Below are 16,611 nucleotides of genomic sequence, written 5' to 3'. Positions count from 1 at the left end.
CCGATGCCTATAAAACGGAAACATTAGTTGATGACGGGAGTGGGCAGCTCGCTTTCCCGTCGCCTGGACGAGAGGTGAGGATGCCCTGGAGTAATCAGAATGGTGGCGGCGGCCCATGGGGTGGCGGCGGCGATAATAACAATAACAACAATAATGGCGGTCCTTGGGGACAAGGGCCAAAGGCCCCACGTGGCGGCGGCCAGAACACACCACCTGATCTCGAAGATATTCTGCGCAAAGGACAAGATCGTCTGAAGCAGGTCTTCCCCGGTGGTGGTGGCAAGGGCGGCAGCAATCGCGGCGTTCTTTTCCTTATTGGCGCGGCAGTTGTCGGCTTCTGGCTCTTCCAGTCCGTCTATACCGTGCAGCCGGACGAACTTGCCGTCGAATTGCGCTTCGGCAAGCCGAAGGAAGAAGTGTCCGAACCGGGACTGCATTTCCATTGGTGGCCGATTGAAACCTATGAAAAGGCGCAGATCGTCGAAAAGCAGATCAATATCGGTGGGCAGGGCAACCGAAGTGCGACGCAGGGCCTGATGCTGACGGGCGACCAGAACATCGTCAACGTTCAGTTCTCGGTTTTGTATCGCGTTTCCGATCCGCAAGCCTATCTGTTTAACGTCGATAATCCGGATGCGATGGTGCAGCAGGTTTCTGAAAGCGCGATCCGTGAAATCGTTGGCCGTCGACCGGCTCAGGACGTTTTCCGCGACAACCGTTCGGCAATCGCATCCAGTGTTCGCGATATTGTTCAGCAGACGCTCGATACCTACAAAACGGGTATCCAGATCAACGCCGTTTCCATCGAAGATGCAGCACCGCCGCGTGAAGTGGCTGATGCCTTCGATGAAGTGCAGCGTGCCGAACAGGACGAAGACCGTTTCGTGGAAGAATCGAACCAGTATTCGAACCAGAAGCTCGGTCAGGCTCGTGGTGAAGCAGCCCAGCTTCGCGAAGAAGCAGCCGCTTACAAGAACCGTGTCGTTCAGGACGCGGAAGGTGAGGCTCAGCGTTTCAGCTCCGTTCTGGGTGAATACCAGAAGGCGCCGGAAGTGACGCGTAACCGTCTGTTCCTCGAAACCATGGAACAGGTGCTGAAGAGCACCAAGAAAGTTATTGTCGAACCTGGAAAGGATGTCGTGCCTTATCTGCCGCTGAACGAACTCATGCGCCAGCAGCCACGCCCAGGCGTGAATGCGACCACGACGACCCCGAGCGGAGGTAACCAGTAATGGCTCAGAACAGGCTCCCAATCATTGGCGGCATTATCGCCGTCATCGCTTTCCTGATCTACTCCGCCACGTTCATCGTATCCGAGCGTCAGCAGGCTATCGTGCTTCGCTTCGGTCAGATCGTTGATGTGAAGACGGAACCGGGCATCTACTTCAAACTACCTTTTGGCTTCCTTGATGCAGATACTGTGCAGTTGATCGATGATCGCCTGCTGCGCTTCGATCTGGACGATATCCGCGTTCAGGTTTCGGGCGGCAAGTTCTATGACGTCGATGCGTTCCTCGTTTATCGCATTACCGATGCGCGCAAGTTCCGTGAAACCGTTTCGGGCAGCACGCTGCTTGCCGAGCAGCGTCTTCGCACGCGTCTTGATGCTGCATTGCGTAGCGTTTACGGCCAGCGCGGATTCGAAGCGGCACTTTCGGAAGAGCGTGGCGACATGATGCGCGAAGTGCGTGACCAGCTTCGTCCCGATGCAACGTCGCTTGGCTTGACCATCGCCGATGTGCGTATCCGTCGTACCGATCTGACGGCTGAAGTTTCGCAGCAGACCTATGACCGCATGAAGGCAGAGCGTCTTGCCGAAGCAGAGCGCCTGCGTGCCCGTGGCCGTGAAGCTGCCCAGCGCATCCGCGCTGTCGCGGATCGTCAGGTCGTCGAAACGATTGCAGAAGCACGCAAGGAATCGGAAATCCTTCGTGGTGAAGGCGATGCGCAGCGCAGTGAGATCTTCGCAGGCTCTGCAGGCAAGGACCCTGGTTTCTTCGCCTTCTACCGCTCGATGTCTGCTTATCGTGAAGCCCTTGAGACCCCGGATACAACGCTGGTTCTCTCGCCGGACTCGGAGTTCTTCAAGTTCTTCCGTGATGCTGGCGGCAAGCTGGCAACGCCTGCCCAGTAACAACCGGGTCAAACGCTCATGAGCGATTTTTTAGCCGCCGTAGGTCTTCTCTTCGTTCTCGAAGGGCTGCTCTACGGCGGCTTTCCTTCCTTGGCGAAGAAGCTTGCTCGTGAAGCGAGTGAGACGCCGGAGAACATGTTGCGCATTGCCGGGATTGCAGCGCTCGCAATCGGCGTCGGCATTGTTTGGCTTGTCAGGGGATAAGCCGCTTTCCTTCCGTTATTTATTGTCTGTAGTCTATGCGGGGCCGTAAACAGGCCGTATTTTGCAGCGATCAAGCCTTAGTACATCTATCGCTAATCAAACGACTGCAAGCAAACAGGAACGGAGCAGGGCTTCATGGCAATTGCACCAAAGGCGGGATTTGCTCGCACCCTTTTCGCAACCGTGGCATTGGGGGCGATGACCGTCGCTGGCACTCTTTCGGTAGGGACACCTCCGGCAATCGCGGCTCAGGGACCGGCTTCCGTTGCCGATCTGGCCGAAGGGCTGCTGGATGCAGTGGTGAACATCTCGACCTCACAGACCGTCAAGGAAGATGGCGAAGGTGACGGTGCGGTTCCGATGCCGCAGGTGCCGGAAGGCTCTCCATTCCAGGAATATTTTAAGGACTTCTTCGGTGACAAGGGCGGCGCGCAAGGCGACGAGTCGCGCAAGGTCCAGTCGCTGGGTTCCGGCTTCGTCATCGATGCCGAAAAGGGCTTCATCGTAACGAATAATCACGTCATCGCCGATGCGGATGAGATCGAAGTCAATTTCAACGATGGGTCCAAGCTGAAAGCGGAACTGGTCGGAAAAGACATTAAGACCGATCTGGCGATCCTCAAGGTGGATCCGTCCAAGCACAAGCTGAAGGCCGTAGAATTCGGTAATTCGGAAAAGGCGCGTATCGGCGACTGGGTCCTTGCGATTGGCAATCCCTTCGGTCTTGGTGGAACGGTGACTGCGGGCATTATTTCGGCCCGCAAGCGAGATATCAATTCCGGTCCCTATGATGACTTCATCCAGACCGATGCGGCCATCAACCGTGGCAATTCCGGTGGGCCGCTGTTCGATATGGATGGCAAGGTGATCGGTATCAACACTGCAATCATCTCGCCCTCGGGCGGCTCTATCGGTATCGGCTTTGCCATCCCTGCGGAAATGGCTGTGGGTGTTATCGACCAGCTCAAGGAGTTCGGTGAAGTTCGCCGTGGCTGGCTTGGTGTACGTATCCAGCCTGTTACCGAGGATATCGCTCAGAGCCTTGGACTGAAGGAAGCCAAGGGCGCGCTGATTGCCGGGCTGATCGAAAATTCCGGCGTCGACAACAAGGCCATTGAAGCCGGAGATGTCGTGATCCGCTACGAAGGCAAGCCGGTCGACACCGCCCGCGATCTACCGCGACTGGTTGCGGAAACCCCGGTCGGCAAGGACGTCGAGATCGTCGTGGTTCGTCAGGGTGAGGAAAAGACGGTGAAGGTCAAGCTCGGACGTCTGGTCGAGGATGACAAGAGCACCGAAGCTGCGACGGAAGATCAGGCTCCGCTGCCCGAGGGCGAGGGCGGTGATGAAGGTGCGGAAACGCCGGATACGTCAAAAAAAGAACAGAAGAGTGACGCTGCCCCGAGCGTTCTTGGAATGAAGCTCAGCGAGCTGAATGACGATGTTCGCGGAGAATTTGGCATTGCCGAAGATGTAGAAGGCGTTGCTGTTCTTTACGTCGCTCCTGGTTCAGCTGCTGGCGAGAAGCGTATCGAAACCGGCGATGTTATCGTCGATATCGGGCAGGTGAACGTGAAGACGCCGGAAGACGTGAAGAAGCGCATTGATGCGCTGCGCCGCGAAGGACGCAAGAATGCACTTATGATGCTGGCTTCTCGTTCGGGGGAACTGCGTTTCGTGACTGTCCGGATCAATTGATCCTCAATTGAATGTACTGCTGAAGCGGCATTGCAGGGAAATCTGCAATGCCGTTTTGTTTTGCGGTTTGAATCACTTGGCGCCAGAACCGTACAAAGAGATTCGAGTACTTCCTTATTTGTCGTTCGAAATGGCAGAGCCTTCTGTTTCATTCGCCTCCGGTATGCTATGGACCGGCGCCATTCGGAGTAGGGTGAGTTGGAAACAGTCGATATTGTGGTCATAGGCGCTGGCGCGGCAGGCATGATGTGTGCCATCGAGGCGGCCAAACGCGGGCGTTCCGTGCTGGTCGTGGATCACGCAAAGGCAGCAGGTGAGAAAATCCGTATATCGGGCGGTGGTCGCTGCAATTTCACCAATCTTCATGCAAGTCCGAAAAATTATCTCTCACAGAACCCGCATTTTTGTATCTCTGCTATGAGCCGCTACACGCAGCGCGACTTCATTGCGCTCGTGGAACGTCATCGTATCGCCTATCACGAGAAGACACTCGGGCAGCTCTTCTGTGATGGCTCGGCGTTGCAGATAATTGAAATGTTGCTGGGGGAAATGAAGCGCCATGGCGCGCGACTAAAGCTTGGTTGCAGTGTCAGTTCGGTCGAAAAATCCGCACATGGTTTTACGCTTCAGCTAACGGATGGACCTGTTCGCTGTCGATCACTGGTCGTGGCCTGTGGCGGGAAATCTATCCCGAAGATGGGAGCTACAAGCTTCGGCTACGATATCGCGACACAATTTGGATTGCGGATTGTCGAAACACGACCGGCACTGGTGCCATTGACGTTTGAACCCAACACACTTGAGCGGCTGAAACCGCTGGCCGGTGTTGCCGTCGATGCCGTTGTCTCCTGCGGCAAAACGAAATTTGCCGAAGCGATGCTTTTTACGCATCGTGGCATTAGTGGCCCTTCGATCCTGCAGATTTCTTCCTACTGGCGTGAAGGAGATGAAATCCGCATTGCGATGCTACCGGAGACGGACATTTTCGAAGCCCTGCGTGAGCAGCGCAAACAGAACGGCAAGCAGGCATTGCAGACCGCACTGGCGCTTTATCTTCCGAGGAAACTTGCGCAAACCATAGCCGAGGAAATTGGTGCGACCGGTCATCTGGCGGATATGTCGGACAAGATGTTTCGCCGTGTTGAGGCCGCGATAAACGACTGGCGCATCAAGCCCGCCGGCTCGGAAGGCTATCGTACGGCGGAGGTTACGCTTGGAGGGGTCGATACGCGCGATCTCGACTCCAAGACCATGGAAGCCAAATCCGTTCCCGGCCTTTTTTTCATCGGCGAGGTTGTCGATGTTACCGGCTGGCTCGGCGGCTATAATTTCCAGTGGGCATGGTCTTCGGGCTGGGTGGCTGGTCAGGCTGCCTGAATGCGGTAGACGGAATGAAGCTTCAAATGCGGAGTTTTATCCGGCACGCGCGGATGGTTGAAATCGCTCGACGGGTCGCCGGTCATGCCGATGCGACGCATGACGGCCGTAGACCGCTCATTATTATGGACGGCGAAGGAAACCACTTCGGTGAGGCCAAGGGTGCCGAAAGCATATTCGATCAGCGCTTTGCCCGCTTCGGTCACATAGCCTTTGCCCCAAAAGGGAGGGGCCAGCCGCCAGCCGATTTCAACGGTGCCATCCGGTAAATAAGGTTCAAGGTCAGTGCGGGCGAGACCGGCGAAACCGATGCACTGACCTTCTTCTTTTTCTTCCAGCGCATAGAAACCGAGACCCGTTTCAGAAATCATCTTCCGGAGGTGGTCGAACAGTTCATCCGATTGCGAGCGATTTCTACGAAAGGGAAAGAAACGCATGACTTCTTCATCTGAATTGATGACATGGAACAGGTCGCGGTCGTGATCTTCCCAGTTCCGGATGATGAGGCGTGGCGTTTCCAGAATGATCATTGAACGAAATCCGTCTTTCGATAGCCCTGAATATAGAGGAGGGCGGTCAGGTCGCCATGGTCAACCCGCATTCTGGCCTGCGCTGCCACAGTCGGCTTTGCGTGGAGTGCGACGCCAGTGCCTGCAAGCTGGATCATGCCGAGATCGTTCGCCCCGTCACCTACTGCGATTGCATCATCTGGTGTGAGACCAAGGCGCTCGGCGATTTCCTCGAGTTTCTCGACCTTGGCTTCCCGGCCGAGAATTGGTTCTGTGACCAGCCCGGTCAGATGCAAACCATCGTCGATCAGCCTGTTCGCACGTTCTTCGTTGAAGCCGATCATTTCGGCGATACGCTGGGTGAATGAGGTGAAACCGCCGGACACCAGCGCCGTGTAAGCGCCATGTTTACGCATGGTGCGCACGAGTTCCGGGCCGCCGGGCATCAGTGTAATGCGGGTTGAAATGACCTTGTCGATTACGTTGAGCGGCAGACCTTTCAACAAGGCGACCCGCTCGCGCAAGGCTGGTTCGAAAGCGATCTCGCCGTTCATGGCGCGCGCGGTGATTGCAGCCACATGCTCGCGCAGCCCGGCTTCCTCTGCCAGTTCATCGATGCACTCTTGCTGGATCATCGTGGAATCCATGTCGGCAATCAGAATTTTCTTGCGTCGGTGCTCCTGTTCCTGCACCACCACGTCGACCGGCGCGCCATCAAGCGAATGGCGCAGCAGGGTTTCGGCTTCGTCACTGCTGATCCCCGATGGAAGCGCAATGTCGCAGGCAATGTTGTCGGCCAGCCAGTAGAGTCCAGTTGCGTTCACTGCCGCTGAGGCTTTAATCCCAAGCGCTGATGCAAGCGAGGCCTTGGCCGGATTGGCAATCAAAGTGGCGACGAGAGAAACCTGTTGGGACATGGAGAGCAATTCCGACGATGAATGAGGGTGCGATCACGAATGCAATCCTGATAGCTGGCCCGACGGCCAGCGGCAAGTCGGCACTTGCCATTCGCATGGCTCATGAGACCGGCGGTTTCATCGTGAACACCGATTCCATGCAGGTTTACGATGTTCTTGACCTTCTGACTGCGCGGCCGAACAAAGCGGATCTGGCTGCGGCAGAACATCATCTCTATGGACACGTCGCGCCATCGATGTCCTATTCGACCGGACGATGGCTGGACGATGTAGCTGACCTGCTAACGCAACCTGCCATGAAGCACAGGACCCCGATCTTTGTTGGCGGGACGGGGCTTTATTTCAGAGCGCTTCTCGGTGGACTGTCGCAGATGCCAGAGGTGCCGGGTGATGTTCGCGCCTATTGGCGAGGACGGATGGAGATGGACGGTCCAGAAAATCTTCACCGGCTTCTCAGCGAACGTGACCCGGAGATGGCCGCAACCCTTCAACCTTTCGACAGCCAGCGCATCGTTCGGGCGCTGGAGGTTTTTGAAGGCACTGGAAAGTCGCTTCTTGTATGGCAACAGACGAAAGGGCAGGCACTGGTAGACGATCATAGCGCCCGCAAGATCGTCTTGCTGCCGGACCGGACATGGCTTTCAGAGCGTATTGCCCGGCGGTTTGCCCTGATGTGGGACAATGGTGCGATTGACGAAGTAAAGGCATTGCTGGTGCTTGATCTCGACCCGGCATTGCCTGCAATGAAGGCCATCGGTGTGCGTGAAATCACGGCATTTTTGCAAGGCTCGATGTCGCGGGAAGAAGCCATTGAACGTTCGGTTATCGCCACCCGGCAATATGCAAAGCGTCAGTCGACCTGGTTTCGAAATCAGCTTGATGATAGCTGGTGCACGCACGCAAATTCCGATGATGCCTTCGCTCAATTAACGACAACGAAATAACTCGCTGGCACTCTCTGAAACAGGAGAGGTGGGCGCGGGCTATGCGGTTTCATAAATCGGAACGGGCATTTTTTATTCTGATTGTTCTGATGTTCGGTATCGGGCTGTTGCTTTATCAAGCTCGTGTCGACATCGGACAATTGCAGACATTGCCTCTTGATGCGGGCGCCTATGAACTGGTTTCGAGACTCGACCAGCTGAACCACGTCACAATCTGGGTGCTGATTGCGACAATCGCTTGCGGGTTGTTCCTGATCTATCCCCAAATTCGCACCGATGCGCTGGACCACGGCAAACTGCAGGTCATCACGCAGGATCTTTCCGAACGGTCGCAGACCCTCGAACATGCTGCGTTGACGGACAGCCTGACTGGTATGCAGAACCGGCGCTATTTCGACGAGGCGCTAAAGGAATATCTGGTCCAGTTTGACCGTATACAGCGGCCTGTCGGACTGATGATTATCGATCTCGATCACTTTAAGGCCGTGAACGATACCTACGGACATGACATTGGCGATGTCGTGCTGCAGGAGGTGGCGCGGTGTCTCAAGGACTATACACGGTATCATGATGTTGTCGCCCGGCTTGGTGGCGAGGAGTTCGCAGTCCTTGCGCCGAACATGGACGCGGAATTGATGATCAAGCTTGCTAATCGTATTCGCAAGGCCATATCGACGCTCGAAATCGATCTTGGCGATGAAAAGCTTGGCGTTACCGTCAGTATCGGTCTTGCGATATGGGATCGGCGCGAGACCTCGAAAGATCTCTATCGTCGCGCTGACAAGATGCTCTATGCCGCGAAGAATATGGGCCGTAACCGCGTCTGCGCCTAGCTTCAGGCTGATAGGATTTTCGGATTCGCTACACTATCTAGCGCTCGCGATCCTTGCGAAAGCTGCGCACCAGTTCGCCCATCTTCTCAATACTCTGTTTTGTGTCGAGACTGAGTGATGTTTGTGGCCTCGGCGAAGAAGATGAGCGATGGTAAGCTTCGTCGGTAGGCGCTTGGTCACGGCGACTGGTAGAGACTGGGCTGCCCCACAGATTATCCTCGTCTCCGAGTTGGTCCACCGGTTCCGTCTGTGAACTGTTCTCAAAAGCACGTAATTTTTCAACGATACGGTCGAGGGATATCTTTTCGTCGTTGCGCCAGCTGGAAAGAGCGCTCTCGCTTTTGCTGCGTCCGGGAAGCTGATGAGGTGGGATGGTTTCGAATGTGAGACGCATCGGTGTTGAGAACGCTTCGCCGAAGGCTATCGCTTCGCGGTTGGCGATGGATGACAGGAAGCCTGCCATGCTCTGTGCGCCGCCGCGAATGGCACCTTTGATGATTTCCTGATCACGTTCATTACCGAGCCGCATCGCAAAAATCGAATTGCACTGTGAGAGGATCGTTGGATCAAGCTCGCCGGGGCGCTGGCTTATAACTCCGAGATAGGAACCGTATTTTCGACCTTCTTTGGCAATTCGGGATATTGCCTGCCTTGTCGGCCAGAACCCGGCGTCGCGGTCGGTTGGAATATAGCGGTGGGCTTCCTCGCAGATTACCAGTGTCTGTAGGCTGCCCTCACTTGAAAGGGCGATATCGAATGCCAGTCTGCACAAGACGGAAGCAACAGCGTTGACAACCTCGGATGGTAAGCCTGCAAGCTGGAATGTGCAGATGGGTTTTCCGTTCAGCGGGATGCGAAAAATCCGGCCAATGGCCTGTCGCATTGTTTCCGAGCCGCCAGTTACAGCGAACATGAAACGGAAGCGGGGATCGGCAGAGATCGATTCAAGCCGAGCTTTGAGGCTGCGCAGATAGGGACGTTCCGCCTTGCTGTCGAGGAGACCCATACGCTCATCGATGAGGGCTATCAGGTCAAGCAGACGGTAGGCGATGGGCGTGTCGGCGCTGACGCTCTGGCGGTCGGCAAGCTGCCGTCGCAATGTTTTCGCGGCTGACAGTTCTGTGCCCTGCATTTTTTCGCGGGCTAGCTGGACCAGATCACGCAATATATCGAGTTCCATCGGGTCCGGCGCGCGCCCGCGAAAGATCACATCTGCAAATTCATCCAGCCGCAGCATCCAGAATGGCAGTTCGATATTCGTCTGATCGACCGCCACGGCCAGATCGGGAAATGCGCTCGCGAACTCATTGTGTGGATCAAGAATGAGCACACGCAGATTGGGCTTTTCGGCGACGATCCGGCGTAGCAGCAGGATGACTGCGCTCGACTTGCCGACGCCCGTTGTGCCGACGATAGCGAAATGCCGGGAGATAAGATCATCGACCGATATGTAAGCCGGAACGGTTGCGTCCTGCGTGAGTGTACCGATTGAAACGCTGCTGTGACCTGTTTGCGCATAAATGGCGGCAAGGTCGGTGGCGCGGATACGGTGAGCAATAGCGCCGGGATGGGGAAACTGCGAAATACCGCCGTTGAAAGTGGTCTGCCCGGTCGGTTGCACGCGAACTTCACCCAGAAACTCGACATGGACATGGAGCGTGTTGTCACCGCCGCGTATCCAGACATCACCGGGAACAAGCACGTTGCGGATGAGTCCCACGACGCGATTGTCGCCTGCCTGAATGGATATAAGCTGACCTACGGCCCAATAATCGTCAGATGCTGCCGAAGAGGGGCCTGATAGCGCTGAGACGATGGCACTCTCGCCATCGCATTGGATGACATAGCCTTCCGTGCGATTGCGCTGCACATATTCGCTCTGTTCTCGCGCGTTGGAACTGTCCCCAATTTCGCTCATGCTGCCCACTCCGCCCCAACTTTCAACAGGAGGTTTCGTGTCAGGATAAGAATCTTCCGTTGAAATAAAGTTATCGTTTGGGGCGGGTGAGCCTAAGAAAATATCGCGGGCGATGTATTTATGCGTTGACGACGCCAAATCCGGCTATTAGTGTCCGCCACCATGAACACGATTATTATTCTTGTGGTACGGGCGCGCATGGGCAGGATGGTGTAACCATCCGGCGAAAGCTCCCATGCGCGAAAGACAGGCTCCCTCGGGGGCCTTTTTTATTATCCAAATCAGAAATGAAATGCAGACGACGGGAAGAGAACAATGACTGCAGGTAAACGTGAGGCGGACGCAAACGCCGCAGAAACGCAGGAAGCAAGCAATCCACGCGAAATGACCGGCGCAGAAATGGTCATTCAGGCTTTGATCGATCAGGGTGTGGAGAGCATCTTCGGTTATCCCGGCGGCGCTGTGCTTCCGATCTATGACGAACTGTTCCAGCAGGACAAGGTTCAGCACGTTCTGGTCCGACACGAGCAGGGCGCAGGACACGCTGCGGAAGGCTATGCGCGTTCGACCGGCAAAGTCGGTGTGATGCTTGTTACCTCCGGTCCGGGTGCGACCAATGCAGTTACGCCGCTGCAGGATGCCCTGATGGATTCCATTCCGCTGGTTTGCATTTCTGGTCAGGTTCCGACAACGCTGATCGGCTCCGATGCGTTTCAGGAATGCGATACGATTGGTATCACGCGCCCCTGCACCAAGCACAACTGGCTGGTGAAGGACGTCAACGATCTGGCGCGCATCCTGCATGAAGCCTTTCATGTCGCTTCCACCGGTCGTCCCGGTCCCGTTGTGGTCGACATTCCGAAGGATATCCAGTTCGCCAAGGGTATTTACACGCCACCGGAAACCGCGCCGCGCACCAGCTACCGTCCGGTTCTCGACGGCAAGGCGCAGGCAATTTCGGACGCCGTTCGTCTGCTCGTCAATGCAAAGAAGCCCGTCATCTATTCTGGCGGCGGTGTGATTAATTCCGGCCCGGCAGCTTCCCGTCTGCTGCGCGAGCTGGTTGAGATCAGCAATTTCCCGATCACATCCACGCTGATGGGGCTGGGCGCCTATCCGGCCTCCGGCAAGAATTGGCTCGGCATGCTCGGTATGCATGGCACTTACGAAGCCAACATGACCATGCATGACTGCGATGTCATGCTGTGCGTCGGTGCCCGTTTCGATGACCGTATTACCGGACGTCTGAACGCATTTTCTCCGAACTCGAAGAAAATTCATATCGATATCGACCCATCCTCCATCAACAAAAGCGTTCGCGTTGATGTTCCGATCATCGGCGATGTTGCGCATGTTCTGGAAGATATTGTTCGGCAGTTCCGTGCCTCTGACAAGAAGCCGGAAAAGCAGGCAATCGGTGCCTGGTGGGAACAGATCGATCGCTGGCGTGCCCGCAATTCGCTCGCCTATGCGCCGAACAAGGACGTCATCATGCCGCAATATGCAATTCAGCGGCTTTATGAACTGACCAAGGATCGGAAGACTTACATCACCACGGAAGTTGGTCAGCACCAGATGTGGGCTGCGCAATTCTATGGCTTCGAGGAACCGAACCGCTGGCTGACCTCTGGTGGCCTCGGCACCATGGGTTACGGCCTGCCGGCAGCGCTCGGAGTACAGATCGCACACCCTGATGCACTGGTTATCGATATCGCGGGCGATGCCTCGATCCAGATGTGCATTCAGGAAATGTCGGCTGCCATCCAGCATAATGCGCCAATCAAGATATTCATCCTGAATAACCAGTATATGGGCATGGTGCGCCAGTGGCAGCAGCTCCTGCATGGCAATCGCCTGTCGCACTCCTATACCGAGGCGATGCCGGATTTCGTGAAGCTGGCTGAAGCCTATGGCGCACATGGTATCCGTTGTGACAAGCCGGGCAACCTCGATGCCGCCATTCAGGAAATGATCGACATCGACAAGCCGGTTATTTTCGATTGCCGCGTGGCAAATCTCGCCAACTGCTTCCCAATGATCCCATCGGGTAAGGCGCATAACGAAATGCTGTTGCCGGATGAAGCAACGGATGAAGCTGTCGCCAACGCCATCGATGCCAAGGGCCGCGCGCTCGTCTGATCCGGAGGAAAGAAATCATGAATGCACAGAACCTAGCTTCCGGATCGGCCTATTTCATTGCAGCCGAAACGCAAACGCCGGAAACGCATACGCTTGCGGTACTCGTTGACAACGAGCCGGGTGTCCTTGCCCGCGTGATCGGTCTTTTCTCCGGACGTGGCTACAATATTGAAAGTCTGACGGTTTCGGAAACCGAGCATGAAAAGCACTTGTCGCGCATTACGATTGTGACGCGCGGCACGCCGCACGTGCTTGACCAGATCCGCCACCAGCTGGCCCGGATTGTTCCAGTTCACCGCGTCGTCGATCTCAGCCATCGCGCCTCTGAGCTTGGCCACGACCGTCCGGTTGAACGTGAACTGGCACTGGTGAAGGTTGCCGGCAAAGGTGAGGCGAGGGCGGAAACGCTTCGTCTTGCCGACGCGTTCAAGGCCAAGGTGGTTGATGCGACGACGGATCACTTCATCCTGGAGATCACCGGGAAGACTGCCAAGATTGATCAGTTCATCTCGATCATGAAGCCACTCGGACTGGTTGAGACCTGCCGTACGGGTGTTGCAGCCATGAACCGTGGCCCGGAAGGCATGTAAAAGCTTTCAACTGAAATCGATACAATATGTTTGAAAACCGGCACAATGTTTCGATTGTGCCGGTTTTTTATTGAGCTAATTTGTCCCCATAAATTGGGGCCGTCCTATGTCTGTTGAAATTTTTCTGGCGCTTCTTGTCTTCGCCTTCGTGTCGTCCGTTACGCCGGGGCCAAATAATCTCATGCTTCTGGCATCAGGCGTAAACTTTGGTTTCCGTCGAACGATCCCGCATATGCTGGGGATCGGTGTGGGCTTCTTCGTGTTGCTGCTTGCGATCGGCTTCGGGCTCGGCGCTTTGATCGAAACGGTGCCGTCATTCTATGCCGCGCTGAAATTCGCTGGTGGCGCCTATATGCTCTACCTTGCCTGGAAGATTGCTATGTCGCGTTCCATCGGAGAGGCAAAGCATCGAGATAAAGCTGAGCCAATGACTTTCTTGCAGGCAGCGGCATTTCAATGGGTCAATCCGAAAGCCTGGGTAATGGCGATCACGGGAATTGCCACCTATGCCAATCACGACAACTATTATGTCGCCGTGCTCCTGGTCAGCTCCGCCTTCGCGATTGTGAATTTGCCGAGCGTTTCGGTCTGGGCAGGGTTTGGCACATTGCTGCGCAACTGGCTTTCTGACCCTGTTCGATTGAAATGGTTCAACCTTATCATGGCCCTGCTGCTCGTTCTGAGCCTATGGCCGATGCTGAAATAGAGAATGAAGAGGCGAATTATGAACCAGCTTCCAACTTATGATGATGTTATTTCGGCCGCAAAGCAGATCGAAGGATACGCACACCATACGCCGGTGTTCACGTCGTCAACTATCGACCGCGAAACCGGCGCTCAGTTCTTTTTCAAGTGCGAGAATTTCCAGCGCATAGGTGCCTTCAAATTTCGTGGTGCTTTCAATGCTCTGTCGCGGTTTACGGATGAGCAAAAAGCGCGAGGCGTGTTGGCTTTCTCGTCCGGTAATCACGCGCAGGCGATCGCGCTTGCGGCAAAACTGCTCGGTATTGGCGCGACTATCATCATGCCTGAGGATGCGCCGCGCGCGAAACTTGATGCAACGCGAGGCTACGGCGCGAAGGTTGTGACCTATAACCGTTACGAAGAAGACCGCGATGTGCTTTCGAAGCGTCTGGCCGAAGACGGTGGGCTGACCCTCATTCCGCCATTCAATCATCCGGATATCATCGCCGGGCAGGGAACTGCGGCAAAGGAATTGATTGAGGAAACCGGTCCCCTCGATGCCCTGTTCGTCTGTCTTGGCGGTGGTGGCCTGTTGGCCGGTTCGGCGCTAGCGGCAAAAGCCTTGTCGCCGGAATGCGACGTCTACGGTGTCGAGCCGATGGCGGGAAATGATGGCCAGCAGTCGTTCCGCTCCGGCAAGATTGTGCACATCGACGTGCCGAAGACCTTGGCGGATGGCGCCCAGACACAAGCTCTTGGCGACATGACCTTTGCCATCATCCGCGAAACTGTTCGTGATATTCTGGCCGTTAGCGACGATGAACTGGTTGACGGTATGAAATTCTTCGCCAGTCGGATGAAAATGGTGGTCGAACCGACAGGCTGTCTCGCTTTTGCTGGCGCACGACAGATGGCGTCGAAGCTGCAAGGCAAGCGTGTGGGGGTGATCGTCAGTGGTGGCAATGTCGATCTTGACAGATTTGCAGCGCTGGTGAGCAAAACCGTTTGATCACGGTTTGATCTTGTTTTCGGGCGGCGAATCCTGTCTGAAAGGATCATGCAGTTTTCACCGGAACAGGATCAGGCGCTGAAGGCCGTCGGGCAGTGGCTCAAAGACGGCCGCAGCCCTATTTTCAGATTGTTCGGCTATGCGGGTACGGGCAAGACGACGCTCGCCCGCTATTTTGCCGAGCATGTGGATGGCGATGTGCAGTTTGCGGCCTTTACCGGCAAGGCGGCACAGGTGCTGCGCTCGAAAGGCGCTAGCAACGCACGCACGCTTCATTCGCTGATCTATCGCCCACGTGGCGAAGAAGCGATTGAGGACGAAACGACTGGCAAGACTTCCATCGCGCCGACCTTCTCGCTTAACCGGCAGAGCCCTGTCGCCAAAGCGGCGATGATCGTCGTGGACGAATGTTCCATGGTCGATGAGGCGCTGGGGCGGGATTTGATGAGTTTCGGCACACCCATCCTCGTTCTTGGCGATCCGGGGCAATTGCCGCCGATTTCCGGCGGCGGCTTTTTCACGGAACACGAGCCGGATTATCTTCTGACCGAGATTCATCGTCAGGCGCAGGACAATCCGATCATCCGTATGGCGCTTGATGTGCGGGAAGGGCGTGAACTTCCTTATGGTGACCATGGCGCTGCAAAGGTTATCGGAAAAGGCGACGTCAATCAGGAGATGGTGTTAGCCGCCGATCAGGTGCTCGTCGGTACCAACCGGACGCGCCGCCGCTATAACCAGCGCCTTCGGGAGCTAAAAGGCTTTACTGCTGATTACCCGCAGGCTGGCGACAAACTGGTTTGCCTGCGCAACGATCCTGCCAAGGGACTTCTCAACGGATCGCTCTGGAAGGTGATGACATCGTCCAAGGAAACGGTGAAGCCCGGTATCAATCTGCTGGTTACACCTGAGGATGATGATCGCGGTGTGGCGAAGATCAAGCTGCTGAAGGCGCAGTTCGAAGACCCCGACAGTGAAATTCCGTGGCAGACCAAGAAACGCTACGACGATTTCGATTACGGTTATGCTTTGACTGTGCACAAGGCACAGGGCTCCCAATGGGATGAAGTCGTGCTCTTCGATGAAAGTTTTGCGTTTCGCGATACGCGTGAGCGGTGGCTTTATACGGCGATCACGCGGGCTGCCGAACGTTTGACCATTGTAAAATAATTACTCGTCTGTCGGTCGGGCACTCAGCCATTCCCAGGCCTCGTTTTCTTCGTCTGCTTCGAAAGCGCGAAGTTCTATCGACAGGAAAGGCTGCATGAGGGTTATGCTGGCCTGTATCCACAGGGGGCCGCCGACGATTGCATAGTGGCGAAGCTTTTTCAGGGATTTGGAGCGCATGGACAGCATGCTTTCCGAGAATGCAGCCGTCCAGTCGAAACCTTCATATCCGGTTAGGCGGATCAGGAGGTCAATTTCTTCATGTGTTTCGTAAGCTGCGTCAAGAAGCCCGTAGAGGTTCTCCAATGACGCATCGTCGAGATGTCCTTCGATTGCAAAAGCAAAAACGTCTTCCCGGTTTGTTGGAATGCGGCGAATGACGGGTATGTCCTCATTTCGCATCATAGACCTCCATCATTGATCAGATTTAAACGTCGAAGCGGGGGCAAAGGTTGCGGACAGTCTCCAAATTGATGCGAACTGGAAAA

At 55.6% G+C, this 16,611-nt stretch carries 16 protein-coding genes; 12 read left to right on the top strand and 4 right to left on the bottom strand.

Annotated features, from left to right (window positions below; translation table 11 throughout):
- Positions 1-80 precede the first annotated feature (80 nt).
- From hflK to KWJ32_RS12995, 5 genes are all read left to right on the top strand, one after another.
- Positions 81-1,232 (top strand): FtsH protease activity modulator HflK, encoded by a 1,152-nt coding sequence (gene hflK, locus KWJ32_RS13015; protein ID WP_012091791.1) that lies wholly within the window; start codon positions 81-83, stop codon positions 1,230-1,232.
- Positions 1,232-2,134 (top strand): protease modulator HflC, encoded by a 903-nt coding sequence (locus KWJ32_RS13010; RefSeq protein ID WP_010659764.1) that lies wholly within the window; start codon positions 1,232-1,234, stop codon positions 2,132-2,134. Before hflK ends, KWJ32_RS13010 begins: the two co-directional genes overlap by 1 nt.
- 18 nt (positions 2,135-2,152) lie before the next feature.
- Positions 2,153-2,338: a DUF2065 domain-containing protein gene (locus tag KWJ32_RS13005; protein WP_006467185.1), complete on the top strand. Its 186-nt coding sequence runs from the start codon at positions 2,153-2,155 to the stop codon at positions 2,336-2,338.
- Between the two features lie 135 nt (positions 2,339-2,473).
- On the top strand, positions 2,474-4,036 hold the full coding sequence (locus KWJ32_RS13000) for a Do family serine endopeptidase (RefSeq protein WP_012091792.1): 1,563 nt from the start codon (positions 2,474-2,476) through the stop codon (positions 4,034-4,036).
- A 198-nt stretch (positions 4,037-4,234) separates the two neighbouring features.
- Positions 4,235-5,413 (top strand): NAD(P)/FAD-dependent oxidoreductase, encoded by a 1,179-nt coding sequence (locus tag KWJ32_RS12995; RefSeq protein ID WP_012091793.1) that lies wholly within the window; start codon positions 4,235-4,237, stop codon positions 5,411-5,413.
- Here KWJ32_RS12995 and KWJ32_RS12990 read toward each other — a convergent pair.
- Together KWJ32_RS12990 and serB are read right to left on the bottom strand one after the other, a co-directional pair.
- Positions 5,401-5,943: a GNAT family N-acetyltransferase gene (locus tag KWJ32_RS12990; RefSeq protein ID WP_012091794.1), complete on the bottom strand. Its 543-nt coding sequence runs from the start codon at positions 5,941-5,943 to the stop codon at positions 5,401-5,403. The two genes, KWJ32_RS12995 and KWJ32_RS12990, sit on opposite strands and share 13 nt — an antisense overlap.
- A complete protein-coding gene (gene serB / locus KWJ32_RS12985) occupies positions 5,940-6,839 on the bottom strand; it encodes a phosphoserine phosphatase SerB (protein WP_094513884.1) in 900 nt (299 codons plus the stop codon). The genes KWJ32_RS12990 and serB overlap by 4 nt, the downstream gene beginning before the upstream one ends.
- 17 nt (positions 6,840-6,856) lie before the next feature.
- On the opposite strand from serB, the gene miaA reads away from it, so the two are divergent.
- Complete coding sequence (gene miaA / locus KWJ32_RS12980; RefSeq protein WP_012091796.1) at positions 6,857-7,783, top strand: tRNA (adenosine(37)-N6)-dimethylallyltransferase MiaA; 927 nt, start codon at positions 6,857-6,859, stop codon at positions 7,781-7,783.
- A 41-nt stretch (positions 7,784-7,824) separates the two neighbouring features.
- Positions 7,825-8,616 (top strand): GGDEF domain-containing protein, encoded by a 792-nt coding sequence (locus KWJ32_RS12975; protein ID WP_012091797.1) that lies wholly within the window; start codon positions 7,825-7,827, stop codon positions 8,614-8,616.
- 37 nt (positions 8,617-8,653) lie between these two features.
- Here the strand turns inward: KWJ32_RS12975 and KWJ32_RS12970 are convergent, their stop codons facing one another.
- On the bottom strand, positions 8,654-10,534 hold the full coding sequence (locus KWJ32_RS12970; protein ID WP_010659771.1) for an ATP-binding protein: 1,881 nt from the start codon (positions 10,532-10,534) through the stop codon (positions 8,654-8,656).
- Between the two features lie 315 nt (positions 10,535-10,849).
- Between KWJ32_RS12970 and KWJ32_RS12965 the strand changes: the two genes are divergently transcribed.
- The 5 genes from KWJ32_RS12965 to KWJ32_RS12945 all read left to right on the top strand — a co-directional run bounded on the left by KWJ32_RS12965 (position 10,850) and on the right by KWJ32_RS12945 (position 16,126).
- Complete coding sequence (locus KWJ32_RS12965; protein ID WP_012091798.1) at positions 10,850-12,673, top strand: acetolactate synthase 3 large subunit; 1,824 nt, start codon at positions 10,850-10,852, stop codon at positions 12,671-12,673.
- 17 nt (positions 12,674-12,690) lie between these two features.
- Positions 12,691-13,263 (top strand): acetolactate synthase small subunit, encoded by a 573-nt coding sequence (gene ilvN, locus KWJ32_RS12960; RefSeq protein WP_010659773.1) that lies wholly within the window; start codon positions 12,691-12,693, stop codon positions 13,261-13,263.
- A gap of 106 nt (positions 13,264-13,369) precedes the next feature.
- Positions 13,370-13,969: a LysE family translocator gene (locus KWJ32_RS12955; protein WP_010659774.1), complete on the top strand. Its 600-nt coding sequence runs from the start codon at positions 13,370-13,372 to the stop codon at positions 13,967-13,969.
- 18 nt (positions 13,970-13,987) lie between these two features.
- Entirely contained in the window at positions 13,988-14,956 is a 969-nt protein-coding gene (locus tag KWJ32_RS12950; protein WP_012091799.1) for a threo-3-hydroxy-L-aspartate ammonia-lyase, read from the top strand.
- A gap of 48 nt (positions 14,957-15,004) precedes the next feature.
- Positions 15,005-16,126 carry an ATP-dependent RecD-like DNA helicase gene (locus KWJ32_RS12945; RefSeq protein WP_010659776.1) on the top strand — a complete coding sequence of 374 codons (1,122 nt, stop codon included), beginning with the start codon at positions 15,005-15,007 and terminating at the stop codon, positions 16,124-16,126.
- On the opposite strand, the gene KWJ32_RS12940 is transcribed toward KWJ32_RS12945, so the two are convergent.
- Complete coding sequence (locus tag KWJ32_RS12940; RefSeq protein WP_012091800.1) at positions 16,127-16,525, bottom strand: STAS/SEC14 domain-containing protein; 399 nt, start codon at positions 16,523-16,525, stop codon at positions 16,127-16,129.
- Between the last annotated feature and the right edge of the window lie 86 nt (positions 16,526-16,611).

Source organism: Ochrobactrum sp. BTU2 (genome assembly GCF_024539785.1).
Lineage (GTDB): Bacteria > Pseudomonadota > Alphaproteobacteria > Rhizobiales > Rhizobiaceae > Brucella > Brucella anthropi.
This window is presented reverse-complemented; position numbering and strand designations above follow the sequence as displayed.

Coding starts and splice junctions, on each gene's coding strand:
- KWJ32_RS12990 (WP_012091794.1), bottom strand. CDS start 5,943: ATGATCATTCTGGAAACGCCACGCCTCATCATCCGGAACTGGGAAGAT.
- miaA (WP_012091796.1), top strand. CDS start 6,857: ATGAATGAGGGTGCGATCACGAATGCAATCCTGATAGCTGGCCCGACG.
- KWJ32_RS12955 (WP_010659774.1), top strand. CDS start 13,370: ATGTCTGTTGAAATTTTTCTGGCGCTTCTTGTCTTCGCCTTCGTGTCG.
- ilvN (WP_010659773.1), top strand. CDS start 12,691: ATGAATGCACAGAACCTAGCTTCCGGATCGGCCTATTTCATTGCAGCC.
- KWJ32_RS12945 (WP_010659776.1), top strand. CDS start 15,005: ATGCAGTTTTCACCGGAACAGGATCAGGCGCTGAAGGCCGTCGGGCAG.
- KWJ32_RS12975 (WP_012091797.1), top strand. CDS start 7,825: ATGCGGTTTCATAAATCGGAACGGGCATTTTTTATTCTGATTGTTCTG.
- KWJ32_RS12940 (WP_012091800.1), bottom strand. CDS start 16,525: ATGCGAAATGAGGACATACCCGTCATTCGCCGCATTCCAACAAACCGG.
- KWJ32_RS13010 (WP_010659764.1), top strand. CDS start 1,232: ATGGCTCAGAACAGGCTCCCAATCATTGGCGGCATTATCGCCGTCATC.
- KWJ32_RS13000 (WP_012091792.1), top strand. CDS start 2,474: ATGGCAATTGCACCAAAGGCGGGATTTGCTCGCACCCTTTTCGCAACC.
- KWJ32_RS12970 (WP_010659771.1), bottom strand. CDS start 10,534: ATGAGCGAAATTGGGGACAGTTCCAACGCGCGAGAACAGAGCGAATAT.
- serB (WP_094513884.1), bottom strand. CDS start 6,839: ATGTCCCAACAGGTTTCTCTCGTCGCCACTTTGATTGCCAATCCGGCC.
- hflK (WP_012091791.1), top strand. CDS start 81: ATGCCCTGGAGTAATCAGAATGGTGGCGGCGGCCCATGGGGTGGCGGC.
- KWJ32_RS12965 (WP_012091798.1), top strand. CDS start 10,850: ATGACTGCAGGTAAACGTGAGGCGGACGCAAACGCCGCAGAAACGCAG.
- KWJ32_RS13005 (WP_006467185.1), top strand. CDS start 2,153: ATGAGCGATTTTTTAGCCGCCGTAGGTCTTCTCTTCGTTCTCGAAGGG.
- KWJ32_RS12950 (WP_012091799.1), top strand. CDS start 13,988: ATGAACCAGCTTCCAACTTATGATGATGTTATTTCGGCCGCAAAGCAG.